The following is a 20,728-nucleotide window of genomic DNA, read 5'->3' as shown; positions in this document are numbered from 1 at the left end:
GAATGTTTCTACTGACTCGTACTTGCTGGGTGCTGCCGAAGAACCTAGACGATTACTCGCCGCGGGCCTTCTTGATGATCTCGTCTGCGACGTTCGTGGGAACCTCGGCGTACGAGTCGAACTCCATCGAGTACGAAGCTTGACCACTGGTCTTGGACCGGAGGTCTCCAACGTACCCGAACATCTCTGAGAGCGGCACGAGGGCGGACACGACGAGGTCGCCGTGACGCTCCTCCTGCGCGCGGATCTGGCCACGGCGCGAGTTGATGTCGCCGATCACGGTGCCGAGGTAGTCCTCCGGCGTCGTGACCTCAACGGCGAACACCGGCTCGAGCAGGACCGGCTTGGCCATCCGGGCGGCCTCCTTGAAGGCCTGGTTGCCGGCGATCTTGAACGCGAGCTCCGAGGAGTCCACGTCGTGGTAGCCGCCGTCGGTGAGGGTGAACTTGACGTCCACCATCGGGTAACCCGCGAGGATGCCGAACTGCATGGCGTCCTGCGCACCCGCGTCGACCGACGGGATGTATTCACGCGGAACGCGACCACCGGTAACGGTGTTCACGAACTCGTAGCCCGCACCCTGGCCGGTCTCCGGGTTGATGTTCGGCTCGAGGTTGACCAACACCTTGGCGAACTGACCCGTACCACCGGTCTGCTTCTTGTGGGTGTAGCTGTGACCCGTGACGGTGCCGCGGATGGTTTCGCGGTACGCGACCTGCGGCTTGCCGACGGTGGCCTCAACCTTGAACTCGCGACGCATACGGTCGACGAGGATCTCGAGGTGAAGCTCGCCCATGCCGGCGATGATGGTCTGGCCGGTCTCTTCGTCGGTCTTGACGACGAAGGTCGGGTCCTCCTCGGAGAGCCGCTGGATGGCGGTGCCGAGCTTCTCCTGGTCCGACTTCGTCTTCGGCTCGATGGCGACCTCGATCACCGGAGCCGGGAACGTCATCGACTCAAGCACGACCGGGTTGGTCGGGTCGGAGAGCGTGTGGCCCGTCTTGGTGTCCTTGAGACCCATGACGGCCACGATCTGGCCGGCGCCGACCGAGGCGATCTCTTCACGCTTGTTGGCGTGCATCTGGTAGACCTTGCCGATTCGCTCCTTGCGACCGTTGGTCGCGTTGAGAACGGTCGCACCGGCGGCGAGCTTGCCCGAGTAAACCCGGACGTAGATGAGCTTGCCGAGGTGCGGGTCGGTCGCGATCTTGAACGCCAGAGCACTCAGCGGCTCGTCGTCGGAAGGCTGACGCTCGATCTCGATCTCGTCGTTGTTCGGCTTGTGGCCGACGATCGAGTCGACGTCCAGCGGCGACGGCAGGTAGTCGATGACCGCGTCGAGCAGGGGCTGAACGCCCTTGTTCTTGAAGGCGGTGCCACAGAGGATCGGGTTCAGCTTGTCGGCGATCGTCGCGCGGCGAATGGCAGCCTTGAGGGTCGGCACGTCGAAGACGTCACCTTCCTCGAGGTAGACCTCCATGATCGCGTCGTCGGCTTCGGCGAGAGTCTCGACGAGCTTCTCGCGCCACTCGACGGCCTTGTCGGCGAGGTCGGCCGGGATCTCCTCGACCACGTAGTCCTCGCCCTGCTGGGTCTCGCCACGCCACACCTTGGCGTTCATCTCGACCAGGTCGACGATGCCGATGAAGTCGGCCTCGGCACCGATCGGGAGCTGAAGCACCAGCGGGGTGGAGTTGAGCTTCGCAACGATCGTGTCCAGCACGCGGTAGAAGTCGCCACCGGTGCGGTCAAGCTTGTTGACGAAGCACATCCGCGGGACCTTGTACTTGTTGGCCTGGCGCCACACAGTCATCGACTGCGGCTCCACGCCGGCGACACCGTCGAACACGGCGACGGCACCGTCGAGGACGCGGAGCGAACGCTCCACCTCGACGGTGAAGTCCACGTGACCCGGGGTGTCGATGATGTTGATCTGGTGCTTCTTCCACCAGCAGGTCGTCGCGGCCGACGTGATCGTGATGCCGCGCTCCTGCTCCTGCTCCATCCAGTCCATCGTGGCCGCGCCCTCGTGAACTTCACCGATCTTGTACGAGATACCGGTGTAGAAGAGGATGCGCTCAGTCGTGGTGGTCTTACCGGCGTCGATGTGCGCCATGATGCCGATGTTGCGTACGGCGGAGAGGTCGGTCGTGATGTCGACGGCCACAGTCTCTGGATTCCTTAGGTAGCAGGTAGATGGGGTGTCGGGTGGGGCAGCGGTAGCCGCCCCACCCGGAAAATCACCAGCGGTAGTGCGCGAAGGCCTTGTTGGACTCGGCCATCTTGTGAGTGTCCTCACGCTTCTTCACAGCGGCACCCAGGCCGTTGCTGGCGTCGAGGATCTCGTTCATGAGGCGCTCGGCCATGGTCTTCTCGCGACGGTCGGCGGCGTAGCCGACGAGCCAACGCAGGGCGAGCGTGTTGCCACGGGTGCCCTTGACCTCAACCGGAACCTGGTAGGTCGCGCCACCGACACGGCGGGACTTGACCTCGATGGCCGGCTTGACGTTCTCCAGCGCACGCTTGAGCGTGATCACCGGGTCGGCGCCGGTCTTGTCGCGGGTGCCTTCAAGCGCGGTGTAGACGATGCGCTGGGCAACCTGCTTCTTGCCGTCCTTCAGAACCTTCGAGACGAGCTGGGTGACAACCTGCGATCCGTAGACCGGGTCGACGTCGATCGGCCGCTTCGGAGCGGGACCCTTGCGAGGCATTAGGCCTTCTCCTTCTTGGCGCCGTAGCGGCTGCGAGCCTGCTTGCGGTTCTTCACACCCTGGGTGTCAAGCGTGCCGCGGATGATCTTGTAGCGGACACCGGGAAGGTCCTTCACACGGCCGCCACGGACGAGCACGATCGAGTGCTCCTGAAGGTTGTGACCCACACCCGGGATGTAGGCCGTGACCTCGACGCCGGACGAAAGGCGCACACGGGCAACCTTGCGGAGGGCGGAGTTCGGCTTCTTCGGGGTGGTCGTGTAGACGCGCGTGCAGACGCCGCGACGCTGCGGGGATCCCTTGAGGGCCGGCGTCTTGGTCTTGGACGCCTTGTCCTCGCGGCCCTTGCGGACCAGCTGGTTAATAGTGGGCACCGAGTGGTTCCCTTTCTTTGTCATCTATCTCGCAGCGGCGCTCTGCCGAAGCGGTCAAGTGGGAACTGCCGCCGCAGCGTTTCAACCGCGGTGGTGGTGCCCAGGCCCGTGAGGGCGCGAAAGCATGTCCAGGAATCCCCAGACACGATCTGAAAGGCTACCTGCGCGTCTGGGGAGGGTCAAAACGCTGCAACAGGGGTACGCGAGCGCTGCGCCGCCGCGGCGTACGCCGTGCTTGCGATGCCGGCGCCCACGAGGACGAGTGCACCACCGACGATCAGCGTCCAGCGAGCGCCGTACGCCTGCCCGATCCAGCCGATCAGCGGGGCGCCCAGCGGCGTACCTCCCTGGAAAACCGTCATGTAGAGGGCCATCACGCGGCCCCGGTAGGCCGGGTCGGCACTCAACTGCAACGTCGAGTTCGCAGTGTTCGCGACAGTCAGCGCGGAGAACCCGATGAGTGGGCAGCAGAGCGCGAAAAGTCCGTAGGACGGCAGGAAGGCGGCCACCACCTCGGCGGCACCGAACCCGAGCGCACCCAGAACAAGCAGACGCAGTCGGATCGAGGTACGCCGGGCGGCCATCAGCGCGCCGGTCAGCGAACCCACCGCCAGGGCCGAGCCGAGCAGCCCGAACTCACCGGCTCCCTTGCCGTACACCTGAGTCGCCATCAGGGCGGAGGTGAGCTGGAAGTTCATCCCGAACGTGCCGACGAAGAAGATCACGATCAGGACGAACAACATTCTGGGTTGGGAGCGGACATAGGCCACAGCCTCGAGGAGGTCGTGCGGCCCGCGCGCCCGGCGGTCTGCGGGGTGCAGCAGCGTCGGGTCCATCCGGCGCAGCTGCAGGATGACGGCGGCGTACGAGGCGGCGTTGACCAGGAAGACCACGCCCGTGGCGCGCTGCCCGGAACCCAGGGCGGCGATCAGAAGCCCGGCGGCCGCCGGGCCCATCAGTCGCGCGACGTTGAAACTCGCCGAGTTGAGGCCGACGGCGTTGGTGAGATCCTCGACCTCGACCATCTCCGAGACGAAGCTCTGTCGCGCCGGCGCGTCGAAGGCCGCACCCACACCGAGGCCGAGGGCGCAGAGATAGACGATCCACAGTGCACTGTGGCCGCTGACCGCCACCGCGCCGCTGATGAGGGAGGCCGCACCCATCGTGGCCTGCGTGATCTGCAGGAGCCGACGCTTGGGCACCCGATCAGCGACGACTCCGGCGTACGGCGTGAGCAGAAGGATCGGGAGGAACTGAAGGCCGGTGGTGATGCCGACGGCCGCGCTGCCACCGTGGAGGGGCTGGAGAACCAGCCAGTCCTGTGCCACCCGCATCATCCAGGTGCCGGTGTTGGAGACGACGCTGCCGGCCAGGTACAGCCGGTAGTTGGGGTTGTGGAGGGCTCGGAAGGTCGGGCTCATGCCTCCGCCAGCTTTTCCAGGATCGGGGCAGCTGCCCGCAGGACGTCGCGTTCCTGCACCGTCAGTTCGCCCAGTCGCTCGCTCAACCAGGCATCGCGCCTGCGACGGTCGGCAATCACTGCCGACCGACCCAGGTCTGTTAGTGCGATCACGACCTGACGACGGTCGTACTCACCGGAGGAACGGGTCACGTACCCACCCTCAGCCAGGCACTTGATGGTCCGGGTCATGCTCGGCGGGCGTACGCGCTCCCGCTCGGCGAGCTCCCCCAGGGTGAGCTCGCCGTGGCGGTACAGCCCCCCGAGGACGGCCATCGAGCCGATGGACAGGTCGTGCTCGGGGTCGTGCTCGTTGGCGAGGCGACGGCGCAAGCGCATGACGGCGACCCGCAGCCCGGCGGCAAGTTCAGCATTGGCAAGAGTCACGATGACCTCAACTCCTTAGCATTGCTAACTATTCCACGCGGGGAGAGTCGCCGCAAGGTTCGATATCGTCACTGACATGGCCGTCGAACCCCGCCCGATCGATCCCTTCGGCGTACGCGCGGTCCAGATCGGCACGGCTGCCTTCGCCGTTGCCTGCCTCGGCCTGCTGCCCTTCTGGGGACGACTTCAGACCGACGGCCACCTCTGGTGGGTGTGGACGTGCCTCGTGGGCACAGGTCTCGGTCTGGTCGGCATCGACATCTGCCGACGTCGCCAGGACCGGACTACAGACGATCCAGGTCGTCCGGAGTGAGGGTGTCCCACACCGGTGGCGGCAACGGCTGCGCCTCGTGACGCTTCGCCAGTCGTACCTCGGAGTGGGCACCACAGCCGTGGTTCAGTGAGACCGCGCGGCCGTCGTCGTTGGCGTCGCCGTTCGCGCACACCCCGAAGGTGAGGCCCAACGGTCCGTTGAGACGCACCAGGAACCCGCAGCTGTGGCACTGGTCGGGCGCCGCCTGGGCCAGCGCACTGTCCGGACCGCCCTGACCGTCGTACCAGCGCTCGGCGACGTCGTCGAAACCTTCCTGGCCCAAGGTGCGTACGCGCCCCAGACCGAGGTCCTTGCCGACCGCACGGATCTGACCGCGGGCGTCCTGATCCAGCGGGTCGTCGCCGAAGGAGTACGTCGGAACGAGGCGCGGATCGTCGTCGGCCACCGGGAGGAGGTCACCCGGCGAGAGGTCGCCCGGCTTGATCCGGTCGCGGTACGGAACCCAGGCCGGGGCCGTGATGGCACCCTCGCCGGGCATGAGCACGATCTCATCGATGGTGATCGCAGCGTCGGGAAGCTGGTTGATCGTGACCGACCAGGCCCAGCCGACGTAACCGGCGCGCAGACTCGCGAAGCGATGAGTGACCGCACCAGTGTCCTCGGCGACGGCGTCGAGGTGCTCCCCGATGTCCGGGATGCCGGCCTCCTCCACCAGCGCCGCGCGTGCAGCGTCAATCGCAGCGGCGTCGGTCGGCGAAGTCGTGGAGGTCACCGCGCCATGATCGACCATCGGAGAGGAAATGTCAGTTCGGCACGGCGCGTGCGACCCAGACGTGTCGGCGCGCGGCAGGATGTACCTCATGTCCTGGCAGGCCCCTCCTCCCCCGTACGGCGACCCGCCACCTCCGCTCGAGCAGGAGGCTCGTCGCCGGCGGCGCGGAGCTGCGGTGGCTCGTGGCCTCGGGCGGACCGGGGTCTGGGCGGCGCGTACGGCCCGCCGCGCAGCTGACGCGCAGGGCGCCGACGTCTCGGGACTGAACCGCCTGCTCGAGGTCCACGCCGTCAACGCAGCGGCCGACGCTGCCGTGGCGATCTCGCTCGCCGGCTCGCTGTTCGCCACGCCCGCGACGGGCGGCCACGGCGGACGCGGCAGCGTGGCGCTCTATCTCCTGCTCACGATGCTGCCGTTTGCCGTCGTCGCCCCGCTGCTCGGGCCCTTCCTCGACCGGTTCGCCCACGGGCGCCGCTGGGCCATCGGCGGATCGATGGCTGCGCGCGCGTTCCTCTGCTGGGTGCTCTCCACCGCCCTGCCGCACCAAACGGTGTGGATGTTCCCCGCGGCGCTGGGGATCCTGGTGATGTCCAAGGCGTACGGCGTCACGAAAGCGGCGGCGGTCCCGCGACTCATCCCTGCAGGATTCACGCTGGTCAAGACCAACGGCCGCGTCTCGATGGCCGGCATGGTCGGCGTCGCCGTGTCAGCCCCGATGGCCGGGCTGATGTCGCTGATCGGGGCCGAATGGGTGCTGCGATGGGGCTTCCTGCTCTTCGTCCTCGCGACCATTGCCGCGATCAGGCTGCCTGCGCAGGTCGATCACAGCGCCGGCGAAGAAGGTTCCCACCTGCGCGGCCTCGAGGGCGGTCGACTGCGCATCCCGCCGCCGGTCACGTACGCACTGCGCGCGAACTGCGCACCGAAGTGGACCAGCGGGTTCATGTTGATGTTCATGTCGTTCTACCTGCAGAAGTACCCGCTGCCAGGCCTGAGCATCCTGATGTCGCTCGGACTCCTGGCCGGCGCCGCGGGTCTTGGCAACCTGATCGGCGTCACGGCAGCGTCACTGCTGCGCAACGTGCCGCCGCGTCTGACGGTGTCCGTGGTGGTCGTCGCCGACGCCGTGGTCGCGATCATCGCGGCCATCGCGTTCAACACCTGGACGGTGATCGCCTTCGCGCTCGTCGCAGGACTGGGTCAGTCACTCGCCAAGTTCGCACTCGACTCGACCATCCAGCAACACATCCCGGCCCACATCCAGACGTCCGCGTTCGCGCGTGCCGAGACTGCCCTGCAACTCGCGTGGGTGGTCGGCGGATTCGTCGGCATCGCCCTCCCGCTCACGCACAACGCGCACATCGGGTTCTGGACAGCAGGCGTCGTGCTGAGCGGCTGGGGCGCGTACGTGCTCAGCCGACGCACGGCGACGCCGGCACCGGTCCTGCCGACATGAATCAACGTCGAAGATTCCGGCCACGTGGTGGACGAAAGCTTCGACGTTGAAGAGATCAGAGCTCGAACTCGTCCGCGAGCGCACGCAGCGCCGGAGCGACCTTCTTCGCAATGTCGCGCGACGGCGAACGATCGTGCTCGTACCCCTCACGGATGCCGTCGAGCAGCTTGATCACGTTCTCCGTGATCAGGACCATCTCCTCCGGCTTGCGACGACGCGCGGCAGCCTGGTTGCGGGTCACCGACGTGGGCGCCTCGAGCAGGCGTACCTGCAGCGCCTGGTCGCCCCGACGGCCCTGGGCGATCCCGAATTCGACGCGGGTCCCCGCCTTCAGGGTCGCCGCAGTGCCCGCCGGCAGCGCGTCGGCGTGTACGTACACGTCCTGACCGCCGTCCTGCGACAGGAAGCCGAAACCCTTCTCGACGTCGAACCACTTCACCTTGCCAGTCGGCACGGGGAGACCTCTTCTGTAAACGCGGTGTGCCGCCACAGCGGCGGCACGTTGATCGACCTAGGAGTCTAGGCGAAGCGAGCGAGGTCCCGTGCCGCATTTATGCGTGCACGGGCGCCGAGCGAGTGAGCCAGCGCCCATCGGGCGCTCGGCGAAGCGAGCGAGGTCCCGGTACCGGATTATTCGCGGCGGCCCGGCGGTGCCGCCCCGGTTGTCATCGGCGGATAGTCTCGGGCCTCGTGAACCTGTCGTCGACGCGTACGCGATTCCGCCGGCTCCCGGGACCCGCACGTGCCGGTGCCGAAGCCGTCGTGCTCGTTGTCGTGGCGGTCTGCCTCGCCCTGTTCATCAAATCGTTCTTCGTGCAGGCGTTCTACGTCCCGTCAGGCTCGATGTACCCCACGCTCCAGGGCGGGTCGGGCGTGAAGTCGGACCGGATCCTCGTGGAGAAGCCGTCGTACTGGTTCGGCGGACCCTCGCGCGGCGACATCGTGGTCTTCAAGGACCCGGGCGGCTGGCTCAGCGGGGAGGAGTCCTCCACCCCGACCCACGGTCTCACCGGCCTGATGGCCACGATCGGGCTGTTCCCCGGCGGTGGCCACCTGGTCAAGCGGGTGATCGGCATCGGTGGCGACGTCATCGTGTGTTGCGACAAGAAGACCGGTGACCTGATCATCAACGGCCATCTGCTGGACGGCAGCGGGTTCCTCGCGCCACGAGATGGCCTCAACGCGGTGATGCCGCCGTACAGCTGCGACGGCATCGACGCTTCGGGCCTGGGAGTCCAGCCGTGTGTGGTCGGGTGGAAGGTCAAGGTCCCAGCAGGCACCGTCTTCGTGATGGGGGACAACCGAGCGGACTCACGCGACTCGGCAGCCCACCTCTGCAGGCCGACGAACGACGCCGCAGCGGCGAACAGTCACCCTCTCGTCACCAGTTGCTCGGGGATCACCGCGTTCGTGCCGATCGACGACATCGTCGGCAAGGTGGTCGCAGTGCTGTGGCCGGCCAATCGGTTCAAATTCCTGAGTCGACCCAGCGCCTTCGCCAGCATCAATTGACGGACGCTGACGCCGGGCGTACGCCTCAGACGACGCGGATGGTGAGGCTGTCGCCCAGGTCGATCACGTCTCCGCGGGCAATGCTCACGCCCACGCCCGGACGAAGCTCCTCCGGCGCACCCCCGCCGCGAATGATCAGGGTCCCGTTCGTGGAGCCGAGGTCAGTAACCTGCACGCCGCCGTCATCGTTCGGCGCGATCGCGACGTGTGTGCCCGAGATCTCCTGGTGCGGACTCGGCACCCGTACGACCAGCGGGTCGACCAGATGGCTGAAACGGTCGGGGTGCGGGGCACGACCCACGACCACCGGACCCGTGACCTCCACGTTGTCGCCGTGGGAGAACGCGAGGCGGACGGATTCCTGCGAGACCACGGGCTCCGGCGCGTGCACCGGAACCACATCGTGGGCGGGGCCCGGCGGCGGGAAAGCCGGCGGCGGGGGAATCATCCCGAAGTCCGGAGCTGGTTCGGGCTCGGGCTCGGGTTCGGGCTCGGGTTCGGGCAGGATGCCGAGCGCACCGAAGTCGTCGGTGGCGCTGTCATCGAAGTAGTCCGCGTCGCCCAGGATCTCGGGCGCATCCAGCGGTTCCTCCGCGGAATCGCTCAGGTCATTGACGTCCTCGTCGAACTCGTCCTCAGCCAGGCCCGCAGGGGACCCGAGGCCGAACGGCGACACGGACGGGACCAGCGACAGCACAGGAGCCGCAGGCACGGGCGCAGCGAGCGGGGACGAATCCGCAGCAGCCGCGATGGCAGTTCCGCTCTCATACCCAGCAGCGCGGACGAGCCCCTCAGCCAACGTCAGTCGAGCCTCGCCGGCCGACTCGGCCCAGACGGACACACCCTGCACGCCGCTGAGCGACTCCTCGGCCCACGTGCCGGTGCCGGCCACCACCGTGCTGTCGTGAGCGGTCCGCAACTCGACGCGCAGGTCGCCGCGTACGACCGCGCGCGTGAGATCGCCCTCCTCAGCCACCAGCGCGAAGGCACTCAAGCCGGCCAGGCCCGCGCTCACGATCGCGTCCAGAGCCTCCGAGAATCCGGCACCGGAGTCGATGGTGGCCCACACCGACGCAGCACGCTGCTTCTCGGACTCCGGCAGCAGGACGTTGACGTCACGTCCGGCGATGAGGATCCAGGAACCAGGTGCGTACGAGATGGTCACGAGGGCCATTCCATCATGGGAGGAACGCTCCCATGGTCATCGAGGACCGTCAGGGAACGAGCTTGGGGAGCCCGCGCTTGATGCCGTTCGACAGGCCCACGCCGATCGCTGCGGCCAGACCGGGGGCGATCGCGTTGAAGCCGATCGTGTAGATCAGTTCGGTGCCGCCGTCGGAGGTGGGAGCCAGAACCTGCTTGCCCCAGTGGCCTCGCAACGGGGTGACACCGCTGGTGATCGCGTACTCGATGAGCTCGTCCGGAACGGCGTTGGTGACCGTCTCGACGAAGGCGACCGGGCCGAGGCGGAGCGTACGCGCCGAGCCGGCGCCGTTGCGCGAGGTCGAGCCGTCGTTCAGGCGGGTGATCTTGAACGGAGCGAAGATCTTGCCGAGGTTCTCGTGCTCACCGAGCGCGGCGAAGACGGTGGCGGGGTCGCTGGAGAAGCGGTGGACGACGCGGACGCGTACGGGAGCGGTCATGGCCTCACCCTAAGGCGTGCCCTGCGTCTCCGACCGAGGTGACCGCTCAACAATTCAGGACATGACGGGACCGAAGGGCGTATGTGCGTCCGGCGCGCAACATGTCCTGAATTGTCGCGATCACCGGCCCGGAGGCGTCGCGGGAGTGAATTCCCTCTCAATATGAGGCTTTCCTCGCGTTTTATTTGAGGTTTCCCTCATGTTTATGTTCTCATGGACGGCATGTCGATCGCTCCCCCGCTTCCGCGTACTTCCTCGACCTCACGCACGCTCCTGGACCAGCTGGCGTCCGGGACTCCGTTCTCGGTGATCTTCGGCGGCCAGGGCGCGCCGTGGCTGACCGGGTTGGCGGAGCTGGTGCGTACGCACGCCGTCGAGGTCGGACCGCTGGTCGCCGCCGCCCAGGAGCGGACCAGCCCGGTGGGCGGCGAACTGCTGCGTTCGGGACAACGCTTCGACCCCATCCCGTGGCTGAATGCACTCGCCGACAGCGAGTCGATCGAGTCCGACGACGCCTCGGCGGCGCCCTCGGCCGACGAGGTCGTGGCACCGTCGCTCTCGATCCCGGGCGTACTGCTGGGACACATCGCACTCGTACGCGGGCTGCGTCGCCTCGGACTGGACCCAGCCGCCGCGACCGTGGCGATCGGGCACTCCCAAGGACGGCTCGCCGTCGAACTTCTGAGCGGCATGGATGAGGCCGAGGCCCTCGCGTACGCGATCCTGATCGGCGCGGCCGTCGAGCGGACTGCTCGCGAGCACGGGTTGCTGGGCGCGGGGATGCGTAGCGTGTCCGGGCCCTCGCACAGCGAGCTCAAGGCGGCACTCGCCGCTGCGCCGCAACCGTCACGTCTGGAGATCGGCCTGCACAACGGTCCGACGAGCCATGTGGTGACCGGCCCGGCGGCGGAACTGCGGCATCTCGAGGACCTCATCCCCGGTGCCGTGATCGACGACCTCCACATCGGCGCCGCGTACCACCACTCCGAGCTCGCCGCGGCGTCGGATCTCGCCGCCACCTGGGCTGCTGCGTGCGGACTCGACCCGGACGCCGCGCGACGCCTGACCGACAGCGCGATTGTGCAACCGACCGACTGGGCCGCCGACGTGGCCACCCTGACGTCGTCTGCCGCGACCTGGGTCCTCGATCTCGGCCCGACCGATGTCGCCAGCCGACTGACCTCAACCGACGCTCGCGCACACGGCCTCACCGTGGTCCCGACCGCCCTGAACCGCGGCCTGCGCGAGCTCACGGTGCCCGGTGGCGCGCCTGCCCCCGCCAGGAGTTGGACCGCGTACGCCCCGACGGTGGTGACGCTGCCTGACGGCAGCACCCGTGCCGAGACGGCCTTCACGCGACTCACCGGTCGCTCACCGATCCTGCTCGCAGGCATGACCCCGACGACCGTCGACCCGGCGATCGTCGCAGCAGCCGCGAACGCCGGCTTCTGGGCTGAGCTTGCCGGCGGCGGTCAGGTCAGCGAGGAGATCTTCGCCGCGAACGTCGATCGCCTCGGTGGCCTGCTCGAGCCGGGTCGGACGTGGGCGTTCAACTCGCTCCTGCTCGACCCGTACCTCTGGCGTCTGCAGGTCGAGGGCAAGCGACTGCTCCCCCGCGCTCGCGCGGCCGGCGCCGCTGTCGACGGTGTCATCGTCACGGCTGGTGTCCCCGAACTGGAGGATGCGGTGCGATTGGTCGGTGACCTCCGTGCGGTCGGGGTTCCGTACGTCGCCTTCAAGCCGGGCACGCTGGCTCAGGTACGCGACGTACTCGCGATCGCCGACGAGGTCGCCCCGACGCCACTGATCGTGCAGATCGAGGGCGGTAAGGCCGGGGGGCACCACTCGTGGGAGGACCTCGACGAGCTCCTGATCAAGACCTACGCCGACCTCCGTGCTCGCGAGAACGTGGTGGTGTGTGTCGGTGGCGGGATCGGAACGCCGGATATAGCGGCCCGATACATCACCGGCGACTGGTCGATCGCGCTCGGCCACCCGGCGATGCCCCTCGACGGTGTCCTCATCGGTACGGCTGCGATGGCCTGCCTGGAGGCGACCACGTCCCCCCAGGTCAAGCAGCTCCTCGTCGACACCCCCGGAACTGACGGCTGGGTCAAGGCTGGCACCGCCCGCAACGGCATGGCATCGGGCCACAGCCAGCTCGGCGCCGACATCCACGAGATCGACAACACCGCCTCCCGCGTCGGCCGCCTCCTGGACGAGGTCGCCGGCGACGCCGACGCCGTGAAGGCGCGCGCCGGGGAAATCATCGAGGCGCTGAACCAGACCGCGAAGCCGTACTTCGGCGACGCCGCACAGATGACGTACGCCGAATGGCTCACGCGGTTCGTGGACCTCGCCGGAACACCGACCTGGCTCGACAGCACCCTGCGGGATCGCTTCCACACGCTCCTGCAGCGCGCCGAGGCGCGGCTCGCCCCCGAGGACCACGGCCAGATCCCGACCCTGTGGGCCGAATCGGCCGAGATCGAGGACGGCGCCGCGGCGATTGCAGCCCTGATCGAGCACTACCCGTCCGCGGAGAGCGTCCAACTCCACCCCGTGGACGTCTCCTTCTTCGTGAAGGTCTGCCGCACGGCAGGCAAGCCCGTCCCGTTCGTCCCGGTCCTGGACGCGGAGGTACGTCGCTGGTGGCGTTCGGACTCCTTGTGGCAGGCCCACGACGAGCGGTACGACGCCGATGCCGTCTGTGTCATCCCCGGTCCGGTGGCGATCGCGGGCATCACCCGGGTCGACGAGCCGGTCGCCGACCTGCTGCAGCGTTTCGAGGACGCCGTGGTCGACTCCGTCCTGGCCGACGGCGACTGGCCGGCCCGCGTGGTGGGCCGCCGCCGCGACGAGCACGCCGAGGACGCGCTCTCGCTCGTACTCGCCGCGCCAGACGTCGTCTGGGGCGAGCGCACCGTCACCAATCCGGTCCACCGACTGGGTGGGGACTGGCACGTCGTGGATGCCGCTCGAGCCGAGCAGCGTGCAACGGGAGCGACCCTGAGCGCCACCAGCCCGACGAGCGTCGAGTTGCAGATCCCGACCGGCGACTCCGCGATCACCCTGATCCTGCGTACGACGGATGGGACGCCGACTGGCGCAGCGCCGGTCGTCGAGGACGCGGCCGAGTCGATGATCGGCCTGCTCAATGCCATGGCCGGTCAGCGCAGCGGCGGTCACGCCCAGTTCCACCCGGGGTTGGCCACCGAGCACGCGCTGGTCACCGACACCGGCGCCCACGGGACCGACGCGGTCCTGGACGCGCTCGTCGGACTGACCTGGCCGACCGTGTTCCACACCCTGGCGACGCGCCCCGACGTGGTGGAGGGCGTACTCGACCTGGTCCACCTCGACCACGTCATCACCGGTTCGATCCCCACCGAGCCGGGCGTATTGGATGCTGAAGCCGAGATCGTCTCGGTCACCGACACCGAGGTCGGCCGAGTCGTCACCGTCGATGTCTCACTGACCCGGGGCGGCGCTCCGGTCGCCACGCTCCACGAGCGATTCGCCATCCGCGGCCGCAGCGGTGCGGCGCGCTTGACGCCCCCGACCGCAATCGCTCCCGACGTCCGCGACACCCCGCGAGTCGTACGCGTCAGTGCCACCGTCACGGCACCCACCGACCTGCACGCCTTCGCCGCTGTCACCGGCGATCACAACCCGCTGCACACCAGCGTCGCCGTCGCGCAATTGGCCGGGCTCGAGGGCCCGATCGTGCACGGGATGTGGATCTCCGCCGTCGCCCAGCGCGTGATCACTGAACAGACCGACCGCCCGATCGAGGCGTGGAGCGGTCAGTTCCTCGCCCCGGTGATGCCGGGTCAGGAAGTCACCATCCAGGCTGCGCGGATCGGCGTACGCGCCGGGCGCGAACTGCTCACCGTGGTCGCCTCCGTCGACGGCACCACCGTCTTCTCCGGCCAGGCACTGGTCGGCGCTCCGACCACGGCGTACGTCTTCCCCGGCCAGGGGATCCAGCACCCGGGCATGGGCATGGAGGCGTACGGCCGCAGCAAGGCCGCGCGCGAGATCTGGGACCGCGCGGACGCGCACACCCGCAGTCGCCTCGGCTTCTCGATCCTCGAGGTCGTGCGTACGAACCCGACCGAGCTGGACGCCGCCGACGGGCGCCACAAGCACCCGGACGGCGTCCTGTTCCTCACGCAGTTCACCCAGGTCGCCATGGCCGTCCTGGCCTCGGCGCAGATGGCCGAACTGGTCGAGTCCGGTCTGGTCGTCGAGGACGCGTACGTCGCCGGCCACTCGGTCGGTGAGTACAACGCGCTCGCCGCCGTCGCCGGTGTGATCTCGCTCGAGGCCGTCGTCGAGGTCGTCTACCAGCGCGGATCGGTGATGCACCGACTCGTGCCCCGCGACGCCGAGGGCCGCAGCGACTACCGCCTCGCCGCCATCCGTCCGTCCCAGATCGACCTCGCCGATGACGACGTGCTCGCCTTCGTCGAGACGGTCTCCGCGGAGTCCGGCGAGTTCCTCCAGATCGTGAACTACAACCTGCGCGGTTCGCAGTACGCGATCGCCGGCACCGTCGCCGGCTGCAAGGCCCTGGAGACCGAGGTCGAGCGCCGTCGCGCCGCCGCCGGTGGCCGTGGCGCCTTCGTTCTCGTACCGGGCATCGACGTGCCGTTCCATTCCTCCGTGCTGCGCGCCGGTGTCCCGGACTTCCGTTCCTCCCTCGAGGCGCTCCTGCCGGCCGAGATCGACCCGGCCCTGCTGCTGGGTCGGTACGTGCCGAACCTGGTCGCCCGTCCGTTCTCGCTCGACGAGGAGTTCCTTCGATCGATCCTCGAGGTCGCGCCTGCGGAGCCGATCGAGGCTGCCCTGGCGGACTTCGCCGCATGGGCCGCACGGCCGGGCGCGCTGACCCGGCTCCTGCTGGTCGAGTTGCTCGCGTGGCAGTTCGCCAGCCCGGTGCGGTGGATCGAGACCCAGGACCTCTTCTTCGGTTCGACCACGTACGGCGGCCTGGGCGTGACCCAGCTGATCGAGGTCGGCGTCGGGAAGTCGCCGACCCTGGCCAACCTCGCCTCGCAGACCTTGAAGGTCCCGAGCGTGCGGGTACGGCTGGACCGCGCCGTTGACGTGTACAACCTCGAGCGCGACGCCGCACGGTGCTTCTCCACCGATGAGGACGTCGTGATCGACGACGACGAGCCGGAGGCTGCGGCCCCGGCCGACTCGGCCCCTGCGGCAGCCGCCCCCGTCGCCGCCGCACCGGCCGCTGCCTCCGCCAACATCGCCGACCTCCCCTTCACCGCCGCGGACGCCACACGTCTGCTGCTCACCTGGTGGACCAAGATCCGTGCCGACCAACTCGCCGGCAACGACTCGATCGAGGCTCTCACCGATGGTGCCTCCTCGCGCCGCAACCAGTTGCTCGTCGACCTCGGAACCGAGCTCTCCCTCGGCGCGATCGACGGTGCCGCCGAAGCCGATCTCGGCACGCTGTCCGGCCAGGTCAACGCTCTTGCGCGCGGCTACAAGCCGTTCGGCCCGGTGCTCTCCGTGACTCTGGCCGACCACCTCAAGAAGGTTCTCGGTCCTGCAGGCGTACGCCAGTCGGCCATCGCCGACCGCGTCACCGGCCACTGGCAGTTGGGCGCAGGCTGGGCGCACCACGTCCTCGTCGAGGTGGCGCTGCGGACCCGCGAGGGCGCGAGCGTACGCGGTGGCGACCTGGCCGCCGGTGCTGCGCCAGGCAACGCGGGTGAGGCCACAGCGATCATCGACGCGGCGGTCACCGCGGTCGCAGCACGCCACGGCGTGAGTGTCGCGGCGCCGGTGGCTGAGAGTGCCTCCGTCGACGCCGGAGCGCTCGCCGGGATCACCGGTGGCATCACCGATGCACTGGTGTCGACGGCCAAGCACCTGCTCGCGAAGTTCGAACCGGCTGCGGTCGCAACGGCGGAGGACGCCAACGACGACGCTGCCCTGATCGCCCACGTCGAACGCGAGCTCGGCACCGGGTGGATCACCGCGACCGCGCCGGCATTCGATGCCAAGCGCGCCGTCCTGCTGGACGACCGCTGGGCCAGCGTGCGCGAGGACATCGTGCGCATCGCGTACGGCGAGCAGGACTCGGCCAACATCGACGCGGCTGGCGACAACGCGGCCGCGATCGCCCGCTGGCTCGAACTCGACGACGTCGCCAGCGCTGCGGAGACGACTCAGGTCGGTACCTGGGCCGAGGACACTGCGATCATCACCGGGGCTTCGGTCGGATCGATCGCGGCGGCGGTCGCCGGTGAGCTCCTGGCCGGTGGCGCCACCGTCATCGCGACCACGTCGCGACTCGACGACGCCCGGCTGGCGTTCTTCAAGCAGCTCTACCGCGAGCACGCACAGGTCGGGGCGAAGCTCTGGGTCGTGCCGGCCAACATGGCATCGTTCGCCGACATCGACGCGTTCGTCGCCTGGGTCACCGGCGAGCAGACCACCGCCGTGGGTCCGACCACGAAGGTGACCAAGCCGGCTCTGCGCCCGACGTTGCTGCTCCCGTTCGCAGCCGGATCGGTACGCGGCGACGCCGCGGACGTCGGCCCACGCGCTGAGGTCGAGGCCCGCATCCTGCTGTGGTCCGTCGAGCGACTCGTGACCGCCGACTGGGGCCGCTCGCTGCACGTGGTCCTCCCCGGCTCCCCGAACCGCGGCCGATTCGGTGGCGACGGCGCGTACGGCGAGGCAAAGGCCGCCCTGGATGCACTCGTGACCCGATGGAAGGCCGAGCGCGACTGGGCCGAGAACGTGACGCTGGCCCACGCCATCATCGGCTGGGTCCGCGGCACCGGCCTGATGAAGAGCAACGACCCGCTCGTCGAGGCCGTCGAGGCAGCCGGCGTACGCACCTGGTCGAACGCTGAGATGGCCGCCGAGCTGCTGGCCCTCTGCTCGGTTGCAGCTCGGGAGAAGGCAGCGGTTGAGCCGCTCACCGTCGACCTGACCGGAGGCCTCGACGCGATCAATCTGCGCGAACTGGCCAAGTCGGTCGCCGACTCCGCAAGCGCCGATGACGAAGTCGCCGCCGAGACCGTGTCTCGGATCGACGCGCTCCCCGGATCGCCTGCCGACCTGCACGAACCGCACATCCCCGAGTGGCCGACCCTCGAGGTGCGACCCGAGGACCTGGTGGTCATCGTCGGCGCGGGCGAGCTCGGTCCGTATGGCTCGTCGCGGACTCGCTTCGAGGTCGAGGTCAGCGGCGAACTAAGTGCCGCGGGCGTACTCGAACTCGCCTGGACGACCGGCCTGGTGCGCTGGGACGCGGTGGCCGGCAGCTGGTTCGACGTCGCCTCCGACGAGGCAGTCGACGAGGCGGAGATCTTCGATCGCTACAACGACGCCGTGCTTGAGCGGTGCGGAGTACGCGACTATGTCGAGGACGGTGCCATCACCCCGGGCTCCGCTCCCCTGCTGGCGTCGGTGTTCCTGCCCGAGGACCTCACGTTCACGGTGAGCAGTGAGGCCGAGGCGCAGGCGATGCGTGAGGCCAACCCCGAGCACACCGCCATCGCCACCAACGCCGACGGCGAGTGGACAGTGACGCGTCGGGCCGGGACGGAGATCCGGGTCCCGCGACGGGTGAGTGTCAGCCGGACCGTCGGTGGTCAGTTGCCGACAGGCTTCGATCCGCGCGTCTGGGGCATCCCCGGCGAGATGGTCGAGGCGATCGACCGGGTCGCCCTGTGGAACCTGGTCTGCACCGTGGATGCGTTCCTCTCCAGCGGCTTCACGCCGAGTGAGTTGATGCGCTGGGTCCACCCGGCTCGTGTGGCGAACACGCAGGGCACGGGTATGGGCGGCATGACGTCGATGCAGTCGCTGTACGTCGACACGCTGCTCGGCGAGTCGACGGCGAACGACCTGTTGCAGGAGGCTCTGCCGAACGTCATCGCCGCGCACGTGATGCAGTCCTACGTCGGCGGATACGGCGCGATGGTGCACCCGGTGGCGGCATGCGCCACGACCGCGGTCAGCGTCGAGGAGGGTGTCGACAAGATCCGTGTCGGTAAGGCCGATGTCGTCGTCGCAGGAGGCTTCGACGACCTGAGCACCGAGGGCGTGGTGGGCTTCGCGGCCATGTCCGCGACGGCCGACACCGAGGCGATGCGAGCGCAAGGTATATCGGACCGATACATCAGCCGAGCCAACGACCGCCGCCGCGGCGGGTTCGTCGAGTCCCAGGGCGGCGGCACCCTGCTCCTGGCCCGCGGTGACGTGGCCGCCCGGATGGGCCTGCCGGTCCTGGGCGTCGTGGCGTACGCCGGTTCGTACGCGGACGGCATCCACACCTCGATCCCGGCCCCTGGCCTGGGCGCGCTGAGCGCCGGCCTCGGCGGGCAGGATTCGATGCTCGCGAAGGCCCTGAACGGCCTCGGTCTGACCGCCGACGACGTCGCCGTGATCTCCAAGCACGACACGTCAACGGCCGCCAACGATCCGAACGAGTCCGAGCTGCACGAACGTCTCGCCGACGCGTTGGGCCGGCACGCGGACAACCCCCTTCTGGTGGTCTCGCAGAAGTCGCTGACCGGTCACGCCAAGGGTGGTGCCGCGGCGTTCCAGCTGATCGGCCTCTGCCAGGTCCTGACGCAGGGCGTCGTCCCGCCGAACCGCAGCCTGGACTGTCTCGACCCGGCTCTGGAGGAGTACCGCCGACTCGTGTGGCTGCGCCAGCCGTTGCACACCGGCCCGCTTCGTGCCGGCCTGGTGACCAGCCTCGGCTTCGGACACGTCTCCGGCCTGGTCGCGGTGGTCCACCCGGAGGCGTTCATCCAGAGTCTCCCGGCCGACGAACGTGAAGACTACCGCGCTCGAGCCCGCGCCCGCCAGGTCGACGGCCGTCTCCGGATCACCCGGGCGATGCTCGACGAGCCGGCGTACGTACGCCCGAAGGGTCGCCGTCTCGGCGACGCAGCCGGGTACCGCGAGCGCGAGGCCGAGGTCCTGATCAACCCGACGGCGCGACTGGCTCAGGACGGCGCGTACGCATGCCGCTGACAGCCTTCTCACCCGAGGCGATCGACGGCCACGTCGTCGGCGTCGGACTCGACGTCGTCGACGTCGCGTCGTTCGCCGAGCAACTGGCGTTGCCGGGGTCGCGCTTCAGCACGTTCTTCCGGACCGGCGAGAGGGCCGAGATCGCCGCCCGCGGCGGTGGAGCTGAGCACTGGGCCGCCCGCTGGGCCGCCAAGGAGGCGCTCATCAAGGCCTGGTCGACGCTGTTCTACGGCCGCCCGCCGATCCTGGCCGACGACTCCCTCGGACTCGTCGAGGTCGTCAGCGACGGCTGGGGACGACCACGGCTCGCGACCCACGGAGCACTGCGGCTCGAGCTCAGCGACTACGAGATCCAGGTCTCCCTGAGCCACGACGGTCCGATCGCTGCGGCCTACGTGGTGCTCTCGGCGGCATGCAGGTACGCACCGAGCAGTCGCTTGAGTTCCGTGACGGCCTCGGCGTGCTCCTGCCCGTCGCGAACCGAGAAGTTGAGCATCGAGTAGACGACATGGACCAGCACCTCGGCGATGATCGTGCGGCGCTCCCTGGGGGTGCCGGGCGTCAGGGGTGCGAGCGTACGGGCGACGCTGGCCGCGAGGTCGCGCTCGATCACCGTCGCCGTGGCCCGGGTCGCAGGCGTGGACTGTACGGCGTGCCAGACCGCACGACGCGACGGATCGGCCACCCACATCGCCGCCATCCGATCGACCACCTGGTTGACCAAGGCCGGCCAGTCGAGCGTCGGGAGTTGGGCTGTCAGCTCTCGGACCTGCTCGCGGACGTCGACGGCATCCTGCCGGTCGAGCTCGCACACGATCACGTACTTGTTGGCGAAGAACTGGTAGAGGGTGCCGATCGGCAGTCCCGCGCGATGGGCGACCTCTTCACAGGTGAACGACTCGAAGCCCACATCGATCAACAAACGTCGCGCGACGCGCAGCAGTTCGTCGAACTTCTTCTGGCTCCGATCCTGCGTCGGTCGACGCCGCGGCTCCAGCAATTCCTCGGTCATGCGCTGATGCTACCGAGGAGTAGCCATCGAACTCCGCGTTCGAGCGCAGATAAATATGAGGTTTTCCTCGCATTTAGTTTGAGGAAACCCTCATGTTTGTG

The 20,728-nt window shown here is 68.6% G+C and carries 15 protein-coding genes; 5 read left to right on the top strand and 10 right to left on the bottom strand.

What is annotated here, in order from left to right; translation table 11 throughout:
- Window positions 1–52: 52 nt before the first annotated feature.
- From fusA to KCTC_RS10770, 5 genes are all read right to left on the bottom strand, one after another.
- Window positions 53–2,167, bottom strand: coding sequence for an elongation factor G (fusA, locus tag KCTC_RS10790; protein ID WP_125569280.1), 2,115 nt, complete (start codon window positions 2,165–2,167; stop codon window positions 53–55).
- 73 nt (window positions 2,168–2,240) lie between these two features.
- On the bottom strand, window positions 2,241–2,711 hold the full coding sequence (gene rpsG, locus KCTC_RS10785) for a 30S ribosomal protein S7 (RefSeq protein ID WP_125569279.1): 471 nt from the start codon (window positions 2,709–2,711) through the stop codon (window positions 2,241–2,243).
- Window positions 2,711–3,085 carry a 30S ribosomal protein S12 gene (gene rpsL, locus KCTC_RS10780; RefSeq protein ID WP_125569278.1) on the bottom strand — a complete coding sequence of 125 codons (375 nt, stop codon included), beginning with the start codon at window positions 3,083–3,085 and terminating at the stop codon, window positions 2,711–2,713. The genes rpsG and rpsL overlap by 1 nt, the downstream gene beginning before the upstream one ends.
- A gap of 179 nt (window positions 3,086–3,264) precedes the next feature.
- Window positions 3,265–4,506, bottom strand: coding sequence for an MFS transporter (locus KCTC_RS10775; protein ID WP_125569277.1), 1,242 nt, complete (start codon window positions 4,504–4,506; stop codon window positions 3,265–3,267).
- Window positions 4,503–4,931 (bottom strand): MarR family winged helix-turn-helix transcriptional regulator, encoded by a 429-nt coding sequence (locus KCTC_RS10770; protein WP_231998695.1) that lies wholly within the window; start codon window positions 4,929–4,931, stop codon window positions 4,503–4,505. Before KCTC_RS10770 ends, KCTC_RS10775 begins: the two co-directional genes overlap by 4 nt.
- A 76-nt stretch (window positions 4,932–5,007) precedes the next feature.
- Here KCTC_RS10770 and KCTC_RS10765 point away from each other — a divergent pair, with 76 nt between their 5' ends.
- On the top strand, window positions 5,008–5,244 hold the full coding sequence (locus KCTC_RS10765) for a DUF2530 domain-containing protein (RefSeq protein ID WP_125569276.1): 237 nt from the start codon (window positions 5,008–5,010) through the stop codon (window positions 5,242–5,244).
- Here KCTC_RS10765 and KCTC_RS10760 read toward each other — a convergent pair.
- A complete protein-coding gene (locus KCTC_RS10760; RefSeq protein ID WP_231998694.1) occupies window positions 5,216–5,977 on the bottom strand; it encodes a DUF3027 domain-containing protein in 762 nt (253 codons plus the stop codon). The two genes, KCTC_RS10765 and KCTC_RS10760, sit on opposite strands and share 29 nt — an antisense overlap.
- A gap of 88 nt (window positions 5,978–6,065) precedes the next feature.
- On the opposite strand from KCTC_RS10760, the gene KCTC_RS10755 reads away from it, so the two are divergent.
- Complete coding sequence (locus KCTC_RS10755; protein WP_231998693.1) at window positions 6,066–7,433, top strand: MFS transporter; 1,368 nt, start codon at window positions 6,066–6,068, stop codon at window positions 7,431–7,433.
- 55 nt (window positions 7,434–7,488) lie between these two features.
- Here the strand turns inward: KCTC_RS10755 and KCTC_RS10750 are convergent, their stop codons facing one another.
- On the bottom strand, window positions 7,489–7,887 hold the full coding sequence (locus tag KCTC_RS10750) for a cold-shock protein (RefSeq protein ID WP_125569274.1): 399 nt from the start codon (window positions 7,885–7,887) through the stop codon (window positions 7,489–7,491).
- Window positions 7,888–8,123: 236 nt separating this feature from the next.
- Here KCTC_RS10750 and lepB point away from each other — a divergent pair, with 236 nt between their 5' ends.
- Complete coding sequence (gene lepB, locus KCTC_RS10745) at window positions 8,124–8,945, top strand: signal peptidase I (RefSeq protein WP_125569273.1); 822 nt, start codon at window positions 8,124–8,126, stop codon at window positions 8,943–8,945.
- A gap of 25 nt (window positions 8,946–8,970) precedes the next feature.
- Here lepB and KCTC_RS10740 read toward each other — a convergent pair whose 3' ends face one another.
- A complete protein-coding gene (locus KCTC_RS10740; protein ID WP_125569272.1) occupies window positions 8,971–10,119 on the bottom strand; it encodes an FHA domain-containing protein in 1,149 nt (382 codons plus the stop codon).
- A 40-nt stretch (window positions 10,120–10,159) separates the two neighbouring features.
- Entirely contained in the window at window positions 10,160–10,588 is a 429-nt protein-coding gene (locus KCTC_RS10735) for an SRPBCC family protein (RefSeq protein WP_125569271.1), read from the bottom strand.
- A 222-nt stretch (window positions 10,589–10,810) separates the two neighbouring features.
- Here KCTC_RS10735 and KCTC_RS10730 point away from each other — a divergent pair, with 222 nt between their 5' ends.
- Both KCTC_RS10730 and acpS read left to right on the top strand, forming a co-directional pair.
- On the top strand, window positions 10,811–19,615 hold the full coding sequence (locus KCTC_RS10730; RefSeq protein WP_231998692.1) for a type I polyketide synthase: 8,805 nt from the start codon (window positions 10,811–10,813) through the stop codon (window positions 19,613–19,615).
- Window positions 19,606–20,118 (top strand): holo-ACP synthase AcpS, encoded by a 513-nt coding sequence (acpS, locus tag KCTC_RS10725; RefSeq protein WP_125569269.1) that lies wholly within the window; start codon window positions 19,606–19,608, stop codon window positions 20,116–20,118. Before KCTC_RS10730 ends, acpS begins: the two co-directional genes overlap by 10 nt.
- Here acpS and KCTC_RS10720 read toward each other — a convergent pair.
- Window positions 20,007–20,627, bottom strand: a complete 621-nt coding sequence (locus KCTC_RS10720; protein ID WP_125569268.1) for a TetR/AcrR family transcriptional regulator — start codon at window positions 20,625–20,627, stop codon at window positions 20,007–20,009. The two genes, acpS and KCTC_RS10720, sit on opposite strands and share 112 nt — an antisense overlap.
- Window positions 20,628–20,728 lie beyond the last annotated feature (101 nt).

The sequence above is a fragment of the Nocardioides baekrokdamisoli genome, from assembly GCF_003945325.1.
GTDB classification, from domain to species: Bacteria; Actinomycetota; Actinomycetes; order Propionibacteriales; family Nocardioidaceae; genus Nocardioides; species Nocardioides baekrokdamisoli.
This window is presented reverse-complemented; position numbering and strand designations above follow the sequence as displayed.

What these genes read in the sequence shown, in the direction of transcription:
- rpsG (WP_125569279.1), bottom strand. Translation starts at nt 2,711, where the DNA reads ATGCCTCGCAAGGGTCCCGCTCCGAAGCGGCCGATCGACGTCGACCCG.
- KCTC_RS10775 (WP_125569277.1), bottom strand. Translation starts at nt 4,506, where the DNA reads ATGAGCCCGACCTTCCGAGCCCTCCACAACCCCAACTACCGGCTGTAC.
- KCTC_RS10765 (WP_125569276.1), top strand. Translation starts at nt 5,008, where the DNA reads ATGGCCGTCGAACCCCGCCCGATCGATCCCTTCGGCGTACGCGCGGTC.
- KCTC_RS10755 (WP_231998693.1), top strand. Translation starts at nt 6,066, where the DNA reads ATGTCCTGGCAGGCCCCTCCTCCCCCGTACGGCGACCCGCCACCTCCG.
- KCTC_RS10740 (WP_125569272.1), bottom strand. Translation starts at nt 10,119, where the DNA reads ATGGCCCTCGTGACCATCTCGTACGCACCTGGTTCCTGGATCCTCATC.
- KCTC_RS10735 (WP_125569271.1), bottom strand. Translation starts at nt 10,588, where the DNA reads ATGACCGCTCCCGTACGCGTCCGCGTCGTCCACCGCTTCTCCAGCGAC.
- KCTC_RS10730 (WP_231998692.1), top strand. Translation starts at nt 10,811, where the DNA reads ATGTCGATCGCTCCCCCGCTTCCGCGTACTTCCTCGACCTCACGCACG.
- acpS (WP_125569269.1), top strand. Translation starts at nt 19,606, where the DNA reads ATGCCGCTGACAGCCTTCTCACCCGAGGCGATCGACGGCCACGTCGTC.
- KCTC_RS10720 (WP_125569268.1), bottom strand. Translation starts at nt 20,627, where the DNA reads ATGACCGAGGAATTGCTGGAGCCGCGGCGTCGACCGACGCAGGATCGG.